The organism is Pelagerythrobacter marinus (genome assembly GCF_009827515.1).
Lineage (GTDB): Bacteria > Pseudomonadota > Alphaproteobacteria > Sphingomonadales > Sphingomonadaceae > Pelagerythrobacter > Pelagerythrobacter marinus.
Window position 1 is genome coordinate 434,658 of the sequence record NZ_WTYO01000001.1, and the last position, 17,977, is coordinate 452,634.

Annotated in this window: 27 protein-coding genes; 20 read left to right on the top strand and 7 right to left on the bottom strand. The window is 68.9% G+C overall.

What is annotated here, in order from left to right; all coding sequences use genetic code 11:
* Positions 1-26 precede the first annotated feature (26 nt).
* The 6 genes from GRI72_RS01985 to GRI72_RS02005 all read left to right on the top strand — a co-directional run bounded on the left by GRI72_RS01985 (position 27) and on the right by GRI72_RS02005 (position 3,525).
* A complete protein-coding gene (locus tag GRI72_RS01985; protein WP_160732239.1) occupies positions 27-944 on the top strand; it encodes a heme o synthase in 918 nt (305 codons plus the stop codon).
* Complete coding sequence (locus tag GRI72_RS14815; RefSeq protein WP_272916359.1) at positions 941-1,066, top strand: hypothetical protein; 126 nt, start codon at positions 941-943, stop codon at positions 1,064-1,066. Before GRI72_RS01985 ends, GRI72_RS14815 begins: the two co-directional genes overlap by 4 nt.
* A gap of 3 nt (positions 1,067-1,069) precedes the next feature.
* Positions 1,070-1,654 (top strand): cytochrome c oxidase assembly protein, encoded by a 585-nt coding sequence (locus GRI72_RS01990; RefSeq protein ID WP_160732240.1) that lies wholly within the window; start codon positions 1,070-1,072, stop codon positions 1,652-1,654.
* Between the two features lie 64 nt (positions 1,655-1,718).
* The gene (locus GRI72_RS01995; protein WP_160732241.1) at positions 1,719-2,540 is read left to right on the top strand and encodes a cytochrome c oxidase subunit 3; all 822 of its coding nucleotides are present in this window, start codon (positions 1,719-1,721) and stop codon (positions 2,538-2,540) included.
* Positions 2,540-2,929 carry a DUF983 domain-containing protein gene (locus GRI72_RS02000; protein WP_160732242.1) on the top strand — a complete coding sequence of 130 codons (390 nt, stop codon included), beginning with the start codon at positions 2,540-2,542 and terminating at the stop codon, positions 2,927-2,929. Before GRI72_RS01995 ends, GRI72_RS02000 begins: the two co-directional genes overlap by 1 nt.
* On the top strand, positions 2,926-3,525 hold the full coding sequence (locus tag GRI72_RS02005; RefSeq protein ID WP_160732243.1) for an SURF1 family cytochrome oxidase biogenesis protein: 600 nt from the start codon (positions 2,926-2,928) through the stop codon (positions 3,523-3,525). The genes GRI72_RS02000 and GRI72_RS02005 overlap by 4 nt, the downstream gene beginning before the upstream one ends.
* Here the strand turns inward: GRI72_RS02005 and GRI72_RS02010 are convergent.
* Together GRI72_RS02010 and GRI72_RS02015 are read right to left on the bottom strand one after the other, a co-directional pair.
* Positions 3,512-3,907 (bottom strand): VOC family protein, encoded by a 396-nt coding sequence (locus GRI72_RS02010; protein WP_160732244.1) that lies wholly within the window; start codon positions 3,905-3,907, stop codon positions 3,512-3,514. The two genes, GRI72_RS02005 and GRI72_RS02010, sit on opposite strands and share 14 nt — an antisense overlap.
* 20 nt (positions 3,908-3,927) lie before the next feature.
* Entirely contained in the window at positions 3,928-4,407 is a 480-nt protein-coding gene (locus tag GRI72_RS02015; RefSeq protein WP_160732245.1) for an SRPBCC family protein, read from the bottom strand.
* 49 nt (positions 4,408-4,456) lie between these two features.
* Here GRI72_RS02015 and GRI72_RS02020 point away from each other — a divergent pair, with 49 nt between their 5' ends.
* The 8 genes from GRI72_RS02020 to GRI72_RS02055 are packed head-to-tail and all read left to right on the top strand — an operon-like array spanning position 4,457 to position 9,642.
* The gene (locus GRI72_RS02020; RefSeq protein WP_160732246.1) at positions 4,457-4,843 is read left to right on the top strand and encodes an ArsR/SmtB family transcription factor; all 387 of its coding nucleotides are present in this window, start codon (positions 4,457-4,459) and stop codon (positions 4,841-4,843) included.
* Positions 4,844-4,892: 49 nt separating this feature from the next.
* The gene (gene thrC, locus GRI72_RS02025) at positions 4,893-6,293 is read left to right on the top strand and encodes a threonine synthase (protein WP_160732247.1); all 1,401 of its coding nucleotides are present in this window, start codon (positions 4,893-4,895) and stop codon (positions 6,291-6,293) included.
* Positions 6,293-7,183, top strand: coding sequence for a class I SAM-dependent methyltransferase (locus GRI72_RS02030; protein WP_160732248.1), 891 nt, complete (start codon positions 6,293-6,295; stop codon positions 7,181-7,183). The genes thrC and GRI72_RS02030 overlap by 1 nt, the downstream gene beginning before the upstream one ends.
* A gap of 9 nt (positions 7,184-7,192) precedes the next feature.
* Entirely contained in the window at positions 7,193-7,567 is a 375-nt protein-coding gene (locus tag GRI72_RS02035) for a dihydroneopterin aldolase (RefSeq protein ID WP_160732249.1), read from the top strand.
* The gene (locus GRI72_RS02040; protein WP_202388880.1) at positions 7,564-7,929 is read left to right on the top strand and encodes a Rossmann fold domain-containing protein; all 366 of its coding nucleotides are present in this window, start codon (positions 7,564-7,566) and stop codon (positions 7,927-7,929) included. The genes GRI72_RS02035 and GRI72_RS02040 overlap by 4 nt, the downstream gene beginning before the upstream one ends.
* 4 nt (positions 7,930-7,933) lie before the next feature.
* Positions 7,934-8,938, top strand: coding sequence for a GTP 3',8-cyclase MoaA (gene moaA, locus GRI72_RS02045; RefSeq protein ID WP_160732615.1), 1,005 nt, complete (start codon positions 7,934-7,936; stop codon positions 8,936-8,938).
* A complete protein-coding gene (locus GRI72_RS02050; protein ID WP_237486685.1) occupies positions 8,935-9,189 on the top strand; it encodes a MoaD/ThiS family protein in 255 nt (84 codons plus the stop codon). Before moaA ends, GRI72_RS02050 begins: the two co-directional genes overlap by 4 nt.
* A 3-nt stretch (positions 9,190-9,192) precedes the next feature.
* Positions 9,193-9,642, top strand: coding sequence for a molybdenum cofactor biosynthesis protein MoaE (locus GRI72_RS02055; RefSeq protein ID WP_160732250.1), 450 nt, complete (start codon positions 9,193-9,195; stop codon positions 9,640-9,642).
* On the opposite strand, the gene GRI72_RS02060 is transcribed toward GRI72_RS02055, so the two are convergent.
* The gene (locus GRI72_RS02060; protein WP_160732251.1) at positions 9,639-10,178 is read right to left on the bottom strand and encodes a hypothetical protein; all 540 of its coding nucleotides are present in this window, start codon (positions 10,176-10,178) and stop codon (positions 9,639-9,641) included. The two genes, GRI72_RS02055 and GRI72_RS02060, sit on opposite strands and share 4 nt — an antisense overlap.
* Positions 10,179-10,435: 257 nt before the next feature.
* Here GRI72_RS02060 and rplU point away from each other — a divergent pair, with 257 nt between their 5' ends.
* The 3 genes from rplU (at position 10,436) to GRI72_RS02075 (ending at position 11,960) form a co-directional block, all read left to right on the top strand.
* Positions 10,436-10,942, top strand: coding sequence for a 50S ribosomal protein L21 (gene rplU, locus GRI72_RS02065; protein WP_160732617.1), 507 nt, complete (start codon positions 10,436-10,438; stop codon positions 10,940-10,942).
* A gap of 12 nt (positions 10,943-10,954) precedes the next feature.
* Positions 10,955-11,224, top strand: coding sequence for a 50S ribosomal protein L27 (gene rpmA, locus GRI72_RS02070; protein ID WP_160732252.1), 270 nt, complete (start codon positions 10,955-10,957; stop codon positions 11,222-11,224).
* A gap of 202 nt (positions 11,225-11,426) precedes the next feature.
* A complete protein-coding gene (locus GRI72_RS02075) occupies positions 11,427-11,960 on the top strand; it encodes a GNAT family N-acetyltransferase (RefSeq protein ID WP_160732253.1) in 534 nt (177 codons plus the stop codon).
* 64 nt (positions 11,961-12,024) lie between these two features.
* On the opposite strand, the gene GRI72_RS02080 is transcribed toward GRI72_RS02075, so the two are convergent.
* Positions 12,025-12,900: a metal-dependent hydrolase gene (locus GRI72_RS02080; protein WP_160732254.1), complete on the bottom strand. Its 876-nt coding sequence runs from the start codon at positions 12,898-12,900 to the stop codon at positions 12,025-12,027.
* Positions 12,901-13,038: 138 nt separating this feature from the next.
* The gene (locus tag GRI72_RS02085; RefSeq protein ID WP_160732255.1) at positions 13,039-13,947 is read right to left on the bottom strand and encodes a metal-dependent hydrolase; all 909 of its coding nucleotides are present in this window, start codon (positions 13,945-13,947) and stop codon (positions 13,039-13,041) included.
* 30 nt (positions 13,948-13,977) lie between these two features.
* Here GRI72_RS02085 and GRI72_RS02090 point away from each other — a divergent pair, with 30 nt between their 5' ends.
* On the top strand, positions 13,978-14,577 hold the full coding sequence (locus GRI72_RS02090) for a TetR/AcrR family transcriptional regulator (RefSeq protein WP_160732256.1): 600 nt from the start codon (positions 13,978-13,980) through the stop codon (positions 14,575-14,577).
* Here GRI72_RS02090 and ygfZ read toward each other — a convergent pair.
* Complete coding sequence (gene ygfZ / locus GRI72_RS02095) at positions 14,561-15,301, bottom strand: CAF17-like 4Fe-4S cluster assembly/insertion protein YgfZ (RefSeq protein WP_160732257.1); 741 nt, start codon at positions 15,299-15,301, stop codon at positions 14,561-14,563. The two genes, GRI72_RS02090 and ygfZ, sit on opposite strands and share 17 nt — an antisense overlap.
* 39 nt (positions 15,302-15,340) lie before the next feature.
* Between ygfZ and pyrC the strand changes: the two genes are divergently transcribed.
* The gene (gene pyrC / locus GRI72_RS02100) at positions 15,341-16,387 is read left to right on the top strand and encodes a dihydroorotase (RefSeq protein WP_160732258.1); all 1,047 of its coding nucleotides are present in this window, start codon (positions 15,341-15,343) and stop codon (positions 16,385-16,387) included.
* 3 nt (positions 16,388-16,390) lie between these two features.
* Here the strand turns inward: pyrC and rarD are convergent, their stop codons facing one another.
* Positions 16,391-17,299, bottom strand: a complete 909-nt coding sequence (gene rarD, locus GRI72_RS02105) for an EamA family transporter RarD (RefSeq protein ID WP_160732259.1) — start codon at positions 17,297-17,299, stop codon at positions 16,391-16,393.
* 191 nt (positions 17,300-17,490) lie between these two features.
* Between rarD and GRI72_RS02110 the strand changes: the two genes are divergently transcribed.
* The gene (locus tag GRI72_RS02110; protein ID WP_160732260.1) at positions 17,491-17,970 is read left to right on the top strand and encodes a glycine zipper 2TM domain-containing protein; all 480 of its coding nucleotides are present in this window, start codon (positions 17,491-17,493) and stop codon (positions 17,968-17,970) included.
* Positions 17,971-17,977 lie beyond the last annotated feature (7 nt).

The following is a 17,977-nucleotide window of genomic DNA, read 5'->3' on the forward strand; positions in this document are numbered from 1 at the left end:
CGCTCCGCCGGGGGCGGGAGAAAGAGATGACCGCGACCACGACCCGAATGCCGGCGGCCGACTGGCGCGATTTCTTCGCGCTGACCAAGCCGCGCGTGATGAGCCTGGTGATCTTCACCGGGCTCTGCGGCCTGCTGGCGGCGCCGGGCGCGGTCCACCCCGTGATCGGCTTCGTCGCGGTCCTGTGCATCGCGCTCGGCGCGGGCGGGGCGGCGACGCTGAACCAGTGGTGGGAGGCGGATCTCGACGCCGGGATGAAGCGCACCGCGCGCCGCCCGATCCCCGCCGGGCGCCTGCGCCGCACCGACGCGCGCGATTTCGGCGTCGCGCTGTCGGTCGGCTCGGTCCTGCTGATGGGGCTGGCGGTGAACTGGCTCTCGGCCGCGATCCTCGCGCTTTCGATCGTCTACTACGCGCTCGTCTATACCGTCTGGCTGAAACCGCGCACGCCGCAGAACATCGTGATCGGCGGCGGGGCGGGGGCCTTTCCGCCGATGATCGGCTGGGTCGCGGTGACCGGCGAGGTCACGGCCATGCCGATCCTGCTGTTCGCGATCATCTTCATGTGGACGCCCCCGCATTTCTGGGCGCTGGCGCTGTTCGTGCAGTCCGATTACGCCAAGGTCGGCATCCCGATGATGCCGGTGGTCAGGGGCGAGCGTTCGACCCGGCGCCAGATCCTCGCCTATTCGCTGCTGCTGGTGCCGCTGGCGATGGCGCCGTGGTTGATCGGCGGCACGGGCGTGATCTATGGCGGCGCGGCGGCGGCGCTGACCGCGTTGTTCGTGCTGTTCTCGCTGCCGGTGGCCCTGCGCGAATCGGGCGAGGGCGACCCGATGCGGCCGGAAAAGCGCCTGTTCGGATACAGCGTGCTGTACCTGTTCGTGCTGTTCGCCGCGCTGGTGGCCGACCGCGTGGCGCAAAACCAAGGATGGATCGCATGACACCCGAAGAGCAGGAAGAGTTCAAGCGGCGGCGCAAGGGCCGCAACCTGGCGCTCGCCGTGGTGCTCGGTTTCTTCGTCGTGCTGTTCTACGTCCTCACCTTCGTCAAGATGGGGGACTGACCGATGACGAGCGCCACTCTCCAGCGCAGGAACATGCGGGTGGGGATGCTGAGCTTCCTCGCCGCCGCGGGTATGGTCGGCCTCGGCTATGCCGCGGTCCCGCTCTACCAGCTTTTCTGCCAGGTCACCGGTTTCGGCGGCACGACCCAGCGCGCGACCGAGGCGGAGGCGGACCTCGCCGCGCGCATGGCGCAGAGCGCCGGCGCGCGCACGATCTCGGTCCGGTTCGACGCGACCACATCGCACTCGATGCCCTGGACCTTCGCGCCCGAGAAAGTGACCGAGACGGTCCAGATCGGGGAGCGCGACATGGCCTTCTTCGTCGCGCGCAACGACAGCGCCGAACCGATCACCGGCACCGCCACCTTCAACGTCGAGCCCGAGCAGACGGGCAAGTATTTCAACAAGATCCAGTGCTTCTGCTTCACCGAGCAGACGCTGCAGCCGGGGGAGGAAGTGCGCATGCCGGTGCTGTTCTTCGTCGATCCGGCGATCATGGACGATCCCAACGCGCAAGGCGTGGAACAGATCACGCTGAGCTATACCTTCCACCGCAAATCCGAACCCGCCTCGGCGGACACACCCTAGGACTGGACCAAAGCCGCGCCGCCGATTAAGGGCCGCGCAACCGTTTAGACAGGACCTGCGATCAATGGCCGGAACCAAGAACCACGATTACCACATTCTTCCCCCCGACATCTGGCCGCTGATCGGCTCGCTGTCGGCGCTGGTCTTCACCAGCGGGATGGTGCTCTACATGCACGAAATGGCGAACTGGCAGGTCGTCGTCGGCCTCGGCATTGCCGGCCTGATCGCCACGTTCTTCAGCTGGTTCGGCAATATCGTGAAAGAGGCGCAGGCCGGCGATCACACGCCGGTGGTGCAGCTTCACATGCGCTACGGCATGATCCTGTTCATCGCGTCGGAAGTGATGTTCTTCGTCGGCTGGTTCTGGAGCTGGTTCGATTTCGCCCTGTTCCCGAGCGAGATTTCCGAAGTCGTCGGCGGCCAGTTCCCGCCGGTCGCGATCGAGGCGGTGATGAACCCGTTCGACCTGCCGCTGCTCAACACGCTGATCCTGCTGTGTTCGGGCACCACGGTCACCTGGGCGCACCACTCGCTGATCCACGGCGACCGCGAAGGGCTGAAGAAGGGCCTGTGGCTGACGATCCTGCTGGGCGTGCTGTTCAGCTGCATCCAGGCCTACGAATACATGCACGCCCCGTTCGCCTTCGGCGGCAACACCTACAGCTCGGCCTTCTACATGGCGACCGGCTTCCACGGGTTCCACGTCCTGGTCGGCACGATCTTCCTGATCGTCTGCCTCGTGCGCACCTACAAGGGGCACTTCACCCCGCGCCAGCACTTCGGTTTCGAAGCGGCCGCGTGGTACTGGCACTTCGTCGACGTCGTGTGGCTGTTCCTGTTCGTCACCGTCTATATCTGGGGCAGCTGGGGCGCACCGGTCCATTGATGGACGGGCGCGATCCAGGCACGAAAAAGGGGCAGCCCGGCACCGCCGCGGCTGCCCTTTTCGGTCTGTGCCCGCGTTGCGCGGGCAAGACGCTGTTCGCGCGCGGCATCCGGTTCGACCGGCGGTGCCGCGCCTGCGGCCTCGATTACGAGCGGTTCAACGTGGGCGACGGGCCGGCGGCCTTCCTGACGCTGGCGATCGGCGCGCTGATCACCGGGCTGGCGATCTGGCTGGAACTGGCGGTGCAGCCGCCGTTCTGGGTCCATGTCCTGCTGTGGGTGCCGATCACCGCGCTGGCGGTGGTCTTCGGCCTGCGCGTCGCGAAAGCCTGGCTGATCGGGGCAGAGTATCGCAATGCCGCGCGCGAGGCGGGCGGGCGCGCGCCATGACCCGCAAGATCCCGGTCCTGCCGACGATCCTGGTGCTGGCGGCGGTCGCGACGATGGTCGCGCTCGGGTTCTGGCAGCTCGACCGGATGCGGCAGAAAGAGGCGCTGCTCGCACGCTACGAGGGCGCGCGCACGATGTCCGCCGCCGTGCCCTGGCCGCGCACCGAGGGGGAGGCCGAACGCAACCTGTTCCGCAATGCGCAGCTCGATTGCAAACGGGTGCTGTCGATTTCCAGCCGCGCGGGCACGGCGGCCGACGGGCGCAAGGGCTGGGCGCACATCGCCCACTGCGCAATCGGCGAGGGGGAAGAGGCGGACATTGCGATCGGCTGGTCCGAACGGCCGCAGGCCCCCCAATGGCAGGGCGGCACGGTCGAAGGGGTGATCGCATCCGGGCCGCGGCTCGTTGCCGGGCGCCCGATGGCCGGGCTGGCCCCGCTGGCCCCGCCCGATCCGGCGAACGTGCCCAACAATCACCTCGCCTATGCCGGACAGTGGTTCTTCTTCGCGCTCACCGCGCTGGCGATCTACTGGCTCGCGCTGCGCCGCAGGTGGCGCGGGCCGGAGGACGGGGCCCGGGGCGTCACGCGCAGTTGAGCTGCCACGAAACGCCGAAGCGGTCGCTGACCCAGGCGAAGAGCCGGCTGAAGCCGTAGTTTCCGACCGGCATCATCGTCGCCCCGTCCTGCGCCAGGGCTTCGGCGAGGGTGCGGACTTCGTCCTCGTCCGCGCATTCGACGTGGAACGAGAACGACGGGGTGAACGTGAAATCGTGGACCGGCGGGCTGTCGAGCACCATGATCTCCTGCCCGGCCAGCGTCAGGCGCGCGCTCTTGAACCGGCCGGCGGGCACCTGTTCGCCTTCGCCGTAGCGCTCCACCCGATCCACTTCGGCGCCGGGGATCGTGGCGCGGTAGAATTCCAGCGCCGCCTCGGCGTCGCCCTGGAACATCAGGAAAGGCAGGACGGACCTGGGCATCGGCAATCTCCCTCGTAAAGCTACTTGTAGAAACCTTCGCGCAAGTTGATCCCGTGTTCCAGCCAGGCCTTCATCGCGGCCAGCATCCCGGTCCACCCTTCGCAATTGTTGTACGAACTGCGCCATCCGCCGGGCGTGTCGCGCCAGCCTTCCTCGGCGATCTCGACCAGCGTGCGCCCGTCGCCGGTCGGCTTGAACAGCATGGTCACCGTGGTCCGGTAATCGGCATCGTGCAGCCTGGCGCCGATCTCGCCGCTCTCGGCTTCCTGCGCGGCCCATTCCAGGACGATCTTCTCGTTCGGCACAACCTCGATCACCTCGACCGGGAAGGCGCCGGGAACATCGGCGAATTCCCACATCACGGTGGCCCCGGTTTCCAGCCGGCCCTGCGCCCCGCCGGTGGTGAAGAAACGCGACAGCTGGCCGGGATCGGCGACCGCTTCGAACACTTCGTCCACCGGCTTCGCGATCCGGCCCGAGATCCTGAAATTCACCTGCATGATCGACGCTCCTCTTGAGTCGCGGCCAATTATGTTATAAAAACCTAACATGTCAAACGAAGACGAGCTCGACCGTGTTTTCAAGGCCCTGGCCAACCGCGTGCGGCGCGAGATCTGCGACGCGCTGAAGCTGCGGCCGCTGACCACCAAGCAACTGTGCGCCGCCTTTCCCGCGATCGACCGGACCACGGTGATGATGCACCTGCGCGTGCTCGAACGGGCCGGGCTGGTGGTCGCGGTGCGCAAGGGGCGCGAGCGGTTCAATCACCTCGACGCCATGCCGATCCAGGCGATCCACGAACGCTGGATCGGGCCCCACGCGGCCGCCGCCGCCGCCGGGCTCGGCCGCCTGAAGCGCGGGCTGGACGGGGCCGGGGAAGCGCGCGCCGATACCTCGGCGGCGGGCGGAAAGAAGCAAACCCACGGCGCGGCCTAGGCTCTGTTGCTTGCGGGGCGTGCGGGGCGCGGCTAGTCGCTTCGCCCTGATGGAATATGTCTCTACCCGCGGCAGCGCCCCGGCGCTCGATTTCGAAGGGGTCACCCTGGCCGGCCTCGCCGGCGACGGCGGGCTCTACCTCCCGCGCGAATGGCCGCGGCTCTCGCGCGCGGAGATCGCGGCGCTTGCCGGGCTGCCTTACCCGGTGCTGGCGGCGCGGATCATGCAGCCTTTCGTCGGCGGCAGCCTGTCCGCCGACCGGCTGCTGGCGCTGTGCGAGGAAGCCTATGGCCGCTTCGCGCACGATGCGGTGACGCCGCTGGTCCAGCTCGACCAGCGCCACTGGCTGCTCGAACTGTTCCACGGGCCGACGCTGGCGTTCAAGGACGTCGCGCTGCAATTGCTGGGCCTGCTGTTCGAGGAATTCCTCGGCCGCAAGGGCGGGCGCCTGACGATCGTCGGCGCGACCAGCGGCGATACCGGGTCGGCCGCGATCGACGCGGTCGCGGGGCGCGAGGGGGTGGAGATCTTCATGCTCCATCCGAAAGGGCGCGTCAGCGACGTCCAGCGCCGGCAGATGACGACGGTGCTGGCGCCCAACGTCCACAATATCGCGATCGAAGGCAGCTTCGACGATGCCCAGGCGATGGTGAAGCGCATGTTCGCCGACCCGGCGCTGTCCGGCCGGTTCGCGCTGGGGGCGGTCAATTCGATCAACTGGGCGCGCCTGATGGCGCAAGTGGTCTATTACTTCGCCGCCGCGCTGCAGTTCGGCGCCCCGGGGCGCAAGGTCGCCTTCTCCGTCCCGACGGGCAATTTCGGCGATGTCTTCGCCGGCTACGTCGCCGCGCGCATGGGCTTGCCGATCGAACGGCTGGTGGTGGCGACCAACGTGAACGACATCCTCCACCGCGCGCTGGCCGACGGCGACTATTCGGCGGGCGAGGTGACGCCCACCGCGGCGCCTTCGATGGATATCCAGGTCAGTTCGAACTTCGAACGCCTGCTGTTCGATGCCGGCGGGCGCGACGGGGCGGCGCTGGCCGAACAGATGAAGGGGTTCGAGGCGACCCGGTCGATGCGGCTCACCAATGCCCAGCGCCAGGGTGCGGCGGCGCTGTTCGCCAGCGCGCGGGCCGATGCCGACGACATGGCTCAGGCGATCCGCTGGGCCTGGGACCGCGGCGGCCAGACGATCGATCCGCACACCGCGATCGGCCTCCACGCCGCGCAGCGGCAGCAGGACCTGCCGGCCGATGTGCCGATCGTCACCCTTGCCACCGCGCACCCGGCCAAGTTCCGCGACGCGGTCGAGCGCGCGACCGGTTTCCGCCCGGCCTTGCCCGCGCGGGTGGGCGAACTGTTCGAGCGCGAGGAGCGGATGGTCGAGCTGCCCGGCGAATACGATGCGGTCGCAGGCCATGTCGCCGCCCACGCGACGCCGCGCTGATGGCGCAGCTGGTCGAACAGCCGCTGGTCATGGCGGGGGAAGGCTGGGCCGACTACGGCCTCGTCGATAGCGGCCACGGGCGCAAGCTCGAACGTTACGGCCCCTGGCGCTTCGTGCGCCCCGAACCCCAGGCGATGTGGGCCCCGCGCGATGCCGGCTGGCAGGCGCACGGCGAATTCGTGCCCGGCTCGGACGAGGATGGCGGCGGGCGCTGGCAGTTCGCGCAGGACGTGCCGCGCGAAGGCTGGCCGCTGGCGTGGGAGGGCGTGCGTTTCACCGCGCAGTGCACGCCGTTCCGCCACCTCGGCTTCTTTCCCGACATGGCGCCGGTCTGGCGCTGGATGGGCGACCAGCTCGATGGGCGGGACGATGCCGAGCTGCTCAACCTGTTCGGCTATACCGGGGTCGGCACGCTGGCGCTCAGCCGGTTCGGGCGGGTTGCCCATGTCGATGCGTCGAAGAAATCGGTCGCCCAGGCGCGGGCCAACGCGGCGCTTTCGGGGCTGGAGGACCGGCCGGTGCGCTGGCTGGTGGACGACGCGGCGAAGTTCGCCGCGCGCGAGGTGCGGCGCGGGCGGCGCTACGACGGGATCATCCTCGATCCGCCCAAGTTCGGGCGCGGGCCGGGCGGCGAAGTCTGGCGGCTGGAGGAAGGCCTGCCGGGGCTCGTCGCCGACTGCCGCCGCCTGCTCGACGATCGCAGCCGGTTCCTGTTCCTGACCGTCTATGCCGTGCGGATGAGCAGCCTGGCGCTGGGCGGACTGCTTGCCTCGGCGCTGAAGGACCTGCCGGGGCAGATCCAACACGGCGACCTTTCGCTGCGCGAAGAAGGCAAAGATCCCCGCCTCCTCCCCACCGCGATCTTCGCACGCTGGTCGAATAAGGGCTAAGCGCTGGAAATGGCCGATTCGCTGATCCTCGAAGTCGCCGATCTCGAACACGATGTCCTGACAGGGATCTACTCGGAAGAGACGGGCAAGCCGCAGCCGCTGCGAATCACGATCCAGGCCCGGCTGAAGTGCGCGCCGCACTACGCCCCCGACACCCCGCTCGATGCGAGCAAGAACTACATGGACCTCAAGTTCGCCGCCACCGAGGCTCTGCCTCCCGGCGTCCATTTCAAGCTGATCGAAGCGGTCGCGGACCACATCTGCGAAACGCTGTTCCTCCAGGACGACCGGGTCGAGACGGTGACGGTCAAGATCGTCAAGCTCGCCATCGCCGAAGCGGGCGAGCGGATCGGCATTACCCTGACGCGCGAGCGGCGCGGATGAAGGTGATCGCGGTCGACGACCTGCCCGGCGATCCCCTGGCGGCGGCGGCCGTGTTCCACCAGCACTGGCTGCCCTTTGCCGAAGAGATCCTGGCCTCGGGCGAGGACCTGCTGCTGGCGTTCGCCCCGGCCGATCACGCGCATGGCGGCTGGCGCCGCGCCGCGGTGGCCGCGCTGGCGCGAAAGCACGCGCCGCGCCGGGTCAACGCCGTCGCGTCCCCCGGCTCCGCCAGCCTCGCCGCCGCGCAGCGCTATCTTGCCGAGGCGCCGGGGGTGACGGGACAGTACCTGCCGCTGGCGCCCCCCGGAGAAGCCGGCGGAGGCGACGGCGGTGGCCAGCGCGCACCGGATGGGGCAGGGTAGCGCGATGGACGTGCAGGCGCCCCTGGTCGACGGTCACTGCCGCAGGATCGATTACCTGCGCCTGTCGGTGACCGACCGCTGCGACTTGCGGTGCACCTATTGCATGCCCGAACGGATGCAGTTCCTCCCGCGCCGGGACATCTTGACGCTGGAGGAGCTTCACCGGCTCGCGCTTGGCTTCATCGCGCGCGGCGTGCGCCGCATCCGGCTGACCGGCGGCGAGCCGCTGGTGCGGCGCGACGTCATGGACCTCGTCCGTGCCCTGGGCCGGCAACTGGGGCAGGGGCTGGAGGAGCTGACGCTCACGACCAACGGGCTGCAACTGGCGCGCCATGCCGATGGGCTGGCCGCCGCCGGCGTTCGCCGGATCAACGTGTCGCTCGACACGCTGGAGCCGGAAACCTTCGCCCGGCTCGCGCGGCGCGACCGGCTGGCCGACGTCCTGGCCGGGATAGAGGCCGCGCGGGCCGCGGGCCTCTCGGTCAAGATCAACACCGTCGCCTTGCGCGGCGTGAACGATCACGCGATCCCCGATCTCGTCGCCTGGGCGCATGGCCAGGGGCATGCGATCACCCTGATCGAGGTCATGCCGCTGGGCGAGGTGGAGGAGGATCGCTTCGATCGCTACCTGCCGCTGGATACCGTCCGGGCCGCGCTTGAAGCACGCTGGACCCTGACGCCCTCCGCCCACCGGACCGGCGGACCGGCCCGCTATGCCGATATTGCCGAAACCGGGGGACGGGTCGGCTTCATCACGCCCTTGAGCGCCAATTTCTGCGACGGCTGCAACCGCGTCCGCGTCACCGCGACCGGGCAGCTCTATCCCTGCCTCGGCGGGGCGGAGCGCGTCGACCTGCGCGCGGCGCTGCGTTCGGGCGAGGACGACGAGCCGCTCGATCGCGCGCTGGACGAGGCCATGCGGATCAAGCCCGCGCGTCATCACTTCCGCATCGATGCCCCCGCCGCCGCCCCGGCGCAGCCGCGGCACATGTCGGTGACGGGCGGATGAAAATGGTCTTCCTCGGCAAGCTGGCGGATCTCGCCGGCACCGGCGAGCACGTGATCGCCACCAGCGAGCGGTGCGACTGGCCGGCCCTGGAGGGCCATCTCGCCCGCGTCGGCGGCGACGCCCTGGTCGAGGCGGTCCGCGCGCCCGGCGTCAAGCTGGCGATCAACGGCACACTGCTGGCCGACAAGCGGGATCTGTCCGCCGGGGAGGGGGACGAGGTCGCGTTCCTCCCGCCGGTAAGCGGGGGCTGAGCGATGCGCGACGTGCGCCTGCTCTCCGCGCCGTTCGATCCCGGCGCGCCGGGCGAGGAACTGGCGGCGCGATGCCCCGGGGCGGGGGCGATCGCCACGTTCGTGGGCCGCGTGCGCGCCGGCGGCGGGGTCGAGGCGCTGGAACTGCAGCACTACGCGCCGCTGACCCTGCCGGGCATGGAGGCGCTGGCGGATAGCGCGTTGGCCCGTTTCGGGCTGATGGGACTGGTCCTCCTCCACCGGGTCGGGCGGCTGGCGCCGGGCGAGCCGATCGTCTGCGTCGCGGCCGCGGCCCGGCATCGCCGCGCGGCGATCGAGGCGGTCGATTACTGCATGGACCACCTCAAGTCCGCCGCCTGGTTCTGGAAGCGCGAGAAGCGCGGCGACGGCTGGCACTGGATCGAGCCGCGGGCCGAGGATCGACGCGACCTGCGCCGCTGGGCGACGGGCTAGAGCGCCGCGCGAAGCCGGGCCAGGATTGCGTCCTGCTCGCCCACCAGGGCGGTCACCGCGTCCCGGGCCGCGGCGATCGGCGCGCGTGCTTCGAACGTCAGCGTGGCCTGGGCATAGAGGGCGTCGAGATCGCCCAGGGCAATGGCCGTGCGGCTGCGATGCGAATCGAGGTCGGCCAGCGCGACTTGCGCCGCGGCATAGCGGTCGGTTTCTACCGGAGCGCCGCCGGCGGCCCGGACCGCGCGCCGCGCCGTCGGCAAGGCCTCGCGGAACGCCGAATGCGCGCTCTCGCCTTCCGCGCGCAGCTGCGCCACGCGGGCGAGCAGTTCGGCGCTGGGCGGTGCGGGGGCCGGCGGCGGATCGGCCGGTTCCGGCGCCTCCAGGCTGCCGCCGACACGTTCGGCATCGCGAATGGCGAGCGAGGGATAGTCGCCGCCGCCGGCGGCGCAGGCGGCCAGCGGCGCGGCCAGCAGAAGCGCCGCGATGTGGCGGGGCGCGCGGGCTGTCGGGGCGGGGCGAATGGCGGCGGGCCTCATGCTTCGTGCTCTAGCACGCTCGCCGCCCAGTTCCACCGGTGACTTGCCGGCGACGGCTTGCCGGCGTGCGGCCGGCCTGCGATGAGCTGCCGAGATAACCGGGAAGACGAAGGCGCTTCGTGCCGATTCCGCCGTTGACTTGTCCGACCGCTTCCCTTAACGGCACCCATCTTTCCGGGAGCCGCCATGCGCGGCGCATCGGACGCGCCCCTTCCACGAAGGCGGGGGCACAAGCAACGAGATTGGAAGTAAGCACCATGTTCGCAGTAGTGCGCACGGGCGGCAAGCAATATCGGGTTGCCGCCGGAGACAAGATCGCGGTCGAAAAGCTCGCCGGGGAAGCCGGCGACACGGTGACGCTGGGCGATGTCCTGCTCGCGGGTGAAGGCGACAAGATCGCCGACGCGTCGAAGGTTGCCGTTTCGGCCGAGATCATTGCCCAGGCGAAGGGCGAGAAGGTGGTGGTGTTCAAGAAGCGCCGCCGCCACAACTATCGTCGCAAGGCCGGGCACCGTCAGCAGCTGACGCTGCTGCGCATTACCGCGGTCGGCGATTCCAAGGCCGCGCCGAAGAAGGACGCTACCGAAGCCGCGCCGAAGAAGGCTGCGCCGGCCAAGAAGGCCGAAGCCGCCGAGAAGAAGCCGGCCGAAAAAAAGGCCGCTCCGAAGAAGGCCGCTCCGAAGAAGGCCGCTCCGAAGAAGGAAGGCGCCGCCGAGAAGGCGCCGGCCAAGAAGGCTGCGGCCAAGTCCGAAGCCAAGAAGTAAGGATCACGAACGATGGCACATAAGAAAGCAGGCGGTTCGTCGCGTAACGGTCGCGATTCGGCTGGCCGTCGCCTGGGCGTGAAGAAGTTCGGCAGCCAGGGCGTGATCCCGGGCAACATTATCGTGCGTCAGCGCGGGACCAAGTTCTATCCGGGCGCCAACGTCGGGATGGGCAAGGACCACACGCTGTTTGCGCTCGCCGAAGGCGTGGTGCGATTCCACTCGGGCAAGCTCGGCCGCAAATACGTATCGGTCGACATGCTGGCGCAAGCCGCGGAATAACCGGACGATCCGATAAGGGGATCGTCCAAACGGGACGGTCCCAGCCGGCGCCACGTGCCGGCAGACGAAGAGGGAGATGGGGCCGACCCGTCTCCCTCTTGTCGTATCTCCCTCTCGTATCGGCGAATATTTCGCCGCCGCCATGCCACTGTCATCGACCCGCACTACCGGGCGGGGCGGGGGCGAAGAGGAGAGAACGCAGATGTTCCATCGCAGCCAGAGACTGCTCCTGAGACCGCCATGGCCCGAGGACTGGTGCGAGATCCTGGGCGGCATTGCTGACGAGGGTGTCGTGCGCAACCTCGCCCGTGCGCCGTGGCCCTATCGCCCGCAACATGCCCGCGAGTTCGTGTCGCGGCCGGCGACGCCGCATTACCCGCGCTTCGTTGTCGCGCGGGCGGACGATGCCGCACTGATCGGCTGTGTCGGGATCGACCCGGCCGATGGCGCCGCCGAGCTGGGGTACTGGATCGCCCGTCCCCACTGGGGCCGCGGCTACGCGACCGAAGCGGGCCGGGCCGCGCTGGAGATCGCGCGGATGCTCGGCCATTCGCGGGTCGTGGCGAGCCATTTCCTCGACAATCCCGCGTCCGGCAGGGTGCTTCGCAAGCTCGGCTTCGCACCGACCGGCGCCGTGCGGCCGCGTCACAGCTGCGGGCGCGGGGCGGACGCGCTGGCGGCCGAATATGCGCTCGACCTCGAGGGCGAGAGCGAACCGGGCATGCGCGCGGCCTAGCAAGGCGCAACAGCCGCGCGCATGCCCGGGTGCGCCGCTTTGACGGGCGGGAGCCTGCGGGCGATTACTCGGCGGGCAGCAGGGCGTCGGCGAACTCGCCTTCGTAGCGGCCGATCAAGGCGCGATCGTCGTGGTCCCACGGGTGGAAGCCGGGCCGGAAATAGGCGAGCCAGGCGGGGAATATCCGCCGCACGATGCCCGGGCTCACGGCCAGGTACCGCAGCAGCCCCCAGCGGGCTTTCCACCCGGTGATCCCGTCCTGCGCCAGGAGGTTCAGCGAATCCTCCCACCGGTTCTTGAAGAACCGGCCGGTCACGACCAGCATCATCAGGTTGCGGACTTTCCAACGCCGCCATTTCGACCAGTCGCGCGTGGCGTGGTTCCAGGTGTCGAAGGCCACGCCCTTGTGCTCGATCTCCTCGACCGCGTGCCAGCGCCACATGTCGCGCACTTCGGCATCGGCCGATTCGAAGTGGCGCGGGTTGGCGAGAAACTCGTGCGCCATCATCGCGGTATAATGCTCCAGCGCCATGGTCGCAGCGAGATTGAGGATCTCCGGGCGGCCCTTGGTCAGCGCGAGCAGTTCGCCGACGCGCCTGTCGATCGCCTTGATGTCGTAGCCTGCATCCTCGGCCAGCTTGTTGAAGGCGATGTGTTCGCGGGTGTGATTGATTTCCTGCTTCACGAAGGCGCGGATCTCGGCCTCGAGCTTCGGGCCGGCGCCGTCGCGATGGGCCTTCACCGCCTCGATGAAGAACGCCTCGCCGCGCGGGAACGTGGCGGACAGGGCATTGTGCCAGGCCGTGCCGAAGGGATCGCCGGCCCACCAGCGGCGGGGCTTGGTTTCGCGATTGAACCGTTCGTCGCGAATCGTGATCGACAGGTCGGCGGGCGTGGGAGCGGCGGCACGGTCCAGCGGGATGGAGGCGGGGGCGTTCATGGCAAAGGGTGACTCGGAATGATTACTGACAACAATGTCAGTAACGATACTGACAGGTGTGTCAATAGCCTGCGCGCAGCTACACCTGCCCGCGCGCGGACCGGTGCATCGGAGCCGGCAAGAAACGTAGGGAGCGGCCTATTCGGCCGGCATCACCGCGTCGGCATAGGGGCTGTCGAACTTGCGGATCAGCGGCCGGTCGTCCTGCTTCCAGGGATGGAAGCCGGGAAGAAGTATCTTGGCCCAGTCGAAGAACATGCGCCGCATCATCCCCGGTGCGATCCACAGGTGCCGGAACAGCCGCCAGCGGGCGCGCAGGCCGGTGATCCCGTCCTGCCGCAGCAGGCCGAGCGCATCGCGCACCCGGTTGTTGTAGTAACGGCGCGTGATCAGCAGCGCGATCAGCGCGCGGACCCGGTACCGCTTCCAGGCGGACCAGTCGCGCGTCGCGTGCAGCCAGACGTCGTAGGTAATGCCCTTGTGCTCGATCTCCTCGATCGAGTGCCAGCGCCACATTTCGGCGATCTCTTCGTCCACGCCGTCGAGATAGCGCGGATCGGTCAGCAGGCAGTGGCTGATCGAGGCGGCGAAATGCTCCAGCGCGATGGTGATCGCGAGGTTGAATTCGACCGGGCGCCCTTCGGTCAGGGCGAGCATTTCCTCGATCCCCTTGTCGATGCTCTCGATGTCGTAGCCGTGGCTCTGCGCCAGGTTGTTGAAGGCCACGTGTTCGCGCGCGTGGTTCGATTCCTGCCGGGTGAAGGCGCGCAGCTCGGCCGCCATGCGCGGCGGGACCTTGTCGTCGTAGTACTTCATCACCTGGATGAAGAACTTCTCCCCGCGGGGCAGGCTCGCCGAAACCGAGTTGTACCAGGCGGTTGCAACCGGATCGCCGGAGTGCCACCACCGCGCCGGGCGGCCTTCGCGGCAGAACTTCAGATCGCGGATGTTCAGCGCGTGATCGCCGGGCGTCGCGCTTCCGCCGGTGCGGGGCGACTTGTCGTCGCCGCCCGGCCGCTCTAGGCCGCTGGCTTGGTCCCCGTTCATGGGCCACCGTTTTATTGTTCAAGGAATCGCATGGCAAGCCGCAAGCGCCTCACCCCCGAAGAAAGTCGCCGGTCGGCGCTGGAGGCTGCCCGGGCGCTCCTGATCGAGACGGGCCCGCAATCGGTGACGCTGAAAGCCGTCGCCGGTCGCATCGGGCGCACCCATGCCAATCTCCTCCACCACTTCGGCTCCGCCGCCGGGCTGCAAAAGGAACTCGCCCGCCACCTGGCGGAAACGGTGTGCGAAAGCATCAAGGACGCGGTTCGTGCCAGTCGCGCCGGCCTCGGCTCTCCGCGCGAGGTCGTGGACCTCGCCTTCGACGCGTTCGACAAGGAAGGCGCCGGTGCCCTGGCGAGCTGGATGATCCTGACCGGGAACGAGGATGCGCTGGCCCCGGTGGTCGAGACGATCCATCTCCTCGTGGACGAGATCGCGCCGGAAGAGGCCGGCCCGCACGAGAACGTCGCCCGCGTGCACGAGGACACCCTGGCCCTGGTGCTGATGGCCATGGGCGACGCGCTGATCGGGTCGGCGCTCACCCGCTCGCTCAAGCTCCCCGAAACCGCCGCGCGCGACCGGGCGGAGCGCATGTTGCTGAGCTCGATCGAGGCGGTCAGTCAGCCCGATTAAGGCTCGCCGAGAGCCAGGCCGGCACCAGGTCGGGGGCGATCGCATCGGTCCGCAGGTGGTCCACCGCCAGCCCCAGTTCGGGATAGGCGGCGCGGCGGCGCTTTTCTTCCGAGCGCTCCAGCGGCACGACCACGAGCCGCCGGTTGACCTTCTGGCGCCAGTTCATCCGCGCGGTGTTCTCCTGCCCGACGTAGCAGCCCTTGTCGAAGCTCACGCCGTTCAGTTCGATCGCGTTGGTTTCCAGCCACAGGATATCGCCCAGTTCGCGGTGCCCCTCGGCCACGCCGAGCGACAGGCGATGGGCGCGCCATTCGTCGTCCGCCGGCGCGTCGTCGTCGGCCACCGGCGCGATCCATCTCTGGCCGAGATCGGCGAGGCGCGGATCGTCGGCGGCCCCGTCGCCGACCTGCTTGCGCCAGTGAACGACGATGTTCTCGTCCACCGCGATGTCGATCCTGCGCCGCAGGCGATAGAGCGACAGGCGCCGGACCAGTTCCTCCGCCCGGTCGGCCTCGCAATCGAGCAGGATCTCGCGCTCGCCGCCGGGCCAGACGATCAGGTCGAACAGGGCCTTGCCCTGGGCGCTCAACAGCCCGGCATAGGCGGGCAGGGGGCCGCTGACGTCATTGGTGAGAAGGCCCTGGAGGAAGGCGGCGGCGTCTTCCGCGTCGTCCTGCGGGGCCAGGCGCACGACGGCGCGTTCGAACAGGCGGGTTCCGGTCATGGGTGACAGATAGGGCCCGGCGAGCCTAAGGGAACCCCCATGAGCGAAACCCCCGAATCCCTGACCATCCGCCGGCCCGACGACTGGCACGTCCACTTGCGCGACGGGGCGGTCCTGCAGGCCGTCACCGCCCATACGGCCCGCCAGTTCGCGCGCGCCATCGTCATGCCCAACCTGGCGCCCCCGGTGACCACGGTGGAAAGCGCGGCCGCGTACCGCGAACGGATCATGGCGGCGGTGCCCGCCGGCATCCGGTTCACGCCGTTGATGACCTGTTATCTCACCGACGACACCGACCCGGAAGAACTGGCCCGGGGATTCGAGCAGGGCGTTTTCACCGCGGCCAAGCTCTACCCGGCCAATGCCACGACCAATTCGGCCCACGGGGTGACCGACGTGGCCAATATCCGCGGCGCGCTCGAACGGATGGCGTCGATCGGGATGCCGCTGTGCATCCACGGCGAAGTCACCGATGCCGAGATCGACGTGTTCGACCGGGAAAAGGTCTTCATCGACCGGGTGCTCGAACCGCTGCTGCTCGCGCTTCCGGGGCTCAAGGTGATCTTCGAACACATCACCACGGCCGACGCGGTCCAGTTCGTTGCCTCGGCGGGGGACAACGTGGCGGCGACGATCACCCCGCAGCACCTGCACATCAACCGCAATGCAATGCTCGTGGGCGGTATCCGGCCCCATGCCTACTGCCTGCCGGTGGCCAAGCGCGAACAGCATCGCCTGGCGCTGCGACAGGCGGCGACATCGGGCTCGCCCCGGTATTTCCTCGGCACCGACAGCGCGCCGCACCCGCGCCACGCGAAGGAAAGCGCCTGTGGCTGCGCCGGCATCTTCAACGCGCCTTTCGCGCTGGAAAGCTATCTCGAGGTGTTCGAGGACGAGGGAGCGCTCGATCGCTTCGAGGGTTTCGCCAGCGAACACGGGCCGCGTTTCTATGGCCTGCCGCTGAACGAGGAGCGCGTTACCTTGCGACGGACGCCGGTCGAGGTGCCGGCCGAAATCGATGCCGGCGGCACGCCGATCGTCCCCTTCCACGCGGGGGAGCGCCTGCGCTGGACCCTGGCGGGCTGAGGCTCAGGCCTGCAGGACCTTGTCGGCCTTGCGCCGGACGAGGATGTCCCAGACGAAGACCGCGATCGCGGTCCAGATCAGCACGAAACAGGCGACCTGGACCGGGCGAAGCGGCTGGTCGAACACGGTCAGGCCAAGGATGAAGACGATCGTTGGGGCGAGGAACTGGAGGAAGCCCAGGGTGGAATAGTCCATCCGCCGCGCCGCGATTGCGAACAGCAGCAGGGGCACCGCGGTGACCACGCCGCCGAGCACGATCGCCAGGCTGAGTTCGACCGACTGGAAGAAGGCCGAACCCGCGGCAGAGGCGGCGTACCACCAGGCGATCGCGACCGCGGGCACGAGCAGGAGCGCGGATTCGATCGTCAGGCCCGGCAGGGCCCCGACGTCCACCCGCTTCCGCAGGAGGCCGTAAGTCCCGAAGCTGAGCCCCAGGGTCAGGCTGATCCACAGCGTGGTGATCGCGCCGCCCAGCAGCAGGGCCACGCCCGCGGCGGCGATGGCCACTGCCGCCCATTGCCGGCCGGTCAGCCGTTCGCCCAGCACGAATGTGCCGAGCAGGACGTTGATCAGCGGGTTGATGTAATATCCCAGACTGGCGGCGTAGACCTGGCCGTTCTGGATCGCCCAGACGTAGACCAGCCAGTTGACACCGATGAGCGTGGAACTGGCCAGCAGCGTGACCAGCGTGCGCCGCTGGCGCAACGCGCGCATGATCTCCGGCCCCTGGCGGCGCACGGCGACGATCACGAGGCAGATGGGCAGGGTCCAGATGATGCGCCATCCGACGAATTCGAACGGCGGCACCTCGCGCACGAGGATCAGGTAAAGCGGCAGGAAGCCCCAGATGAAATAGGCGGAAAGGCCGGCAACGAAGCCCGACTGGCGGGGAGGGGGGCTCGCGCTGTCCATCGTCGGTGCGATTTAGGACGCGCCCGGCGGCCGTGCAACGGCACGGCGCACGGCCATGGTCGCTCGATTCATCGCAAATCGATCTTTCTGCACCGGGCGTTGCATGGCGTTCAGAAAACGGGGCTTAAAGCTTAACAGATCACGCGGCTGGCCACTCCGGGCCTTCAGCGAGACGATGAAAGGATGAAGCGATGATCAAGTCCCCCGTGAAGATCGCTGCCCTCGCCATTGCGGCGCCCGGCCTGGCCCTGGCCGCGCCCGCGCAGGCAGCCGAACCGGCCCATGCCTTCCAGGCGGAGCGCGCTGCCCTGTACGAGAGCGATGGCAATGCCCAGTGGCGCGAGCGCTATCGCGATCGCGACTATCGCGATTACCGTCGTTACGAGCGCGGTCGCTACGATCGGGACCGCTACGACCGCGATCACCGTTACGACCGCGACCGTTACGAGCGGGTGAGCCGCGATACGCGCGTCTGGCGCGGGCGCGACGGCCGTTACTACTGCCGCCGCGACGACGGCACGACCGGGCTGCTGATCGGCGGCGCGGTCGGCGGCCTGATCGGGCACGAGATCGCCGGGCGGGGGGATCGCACGCTCGGCGCGATTCTCGGCGCGGCAGGCGGCGCGCTGCTCGGCCGCGAGATCGACCGGGGCAGCACCCGCTGTCGCTGATCGCCAC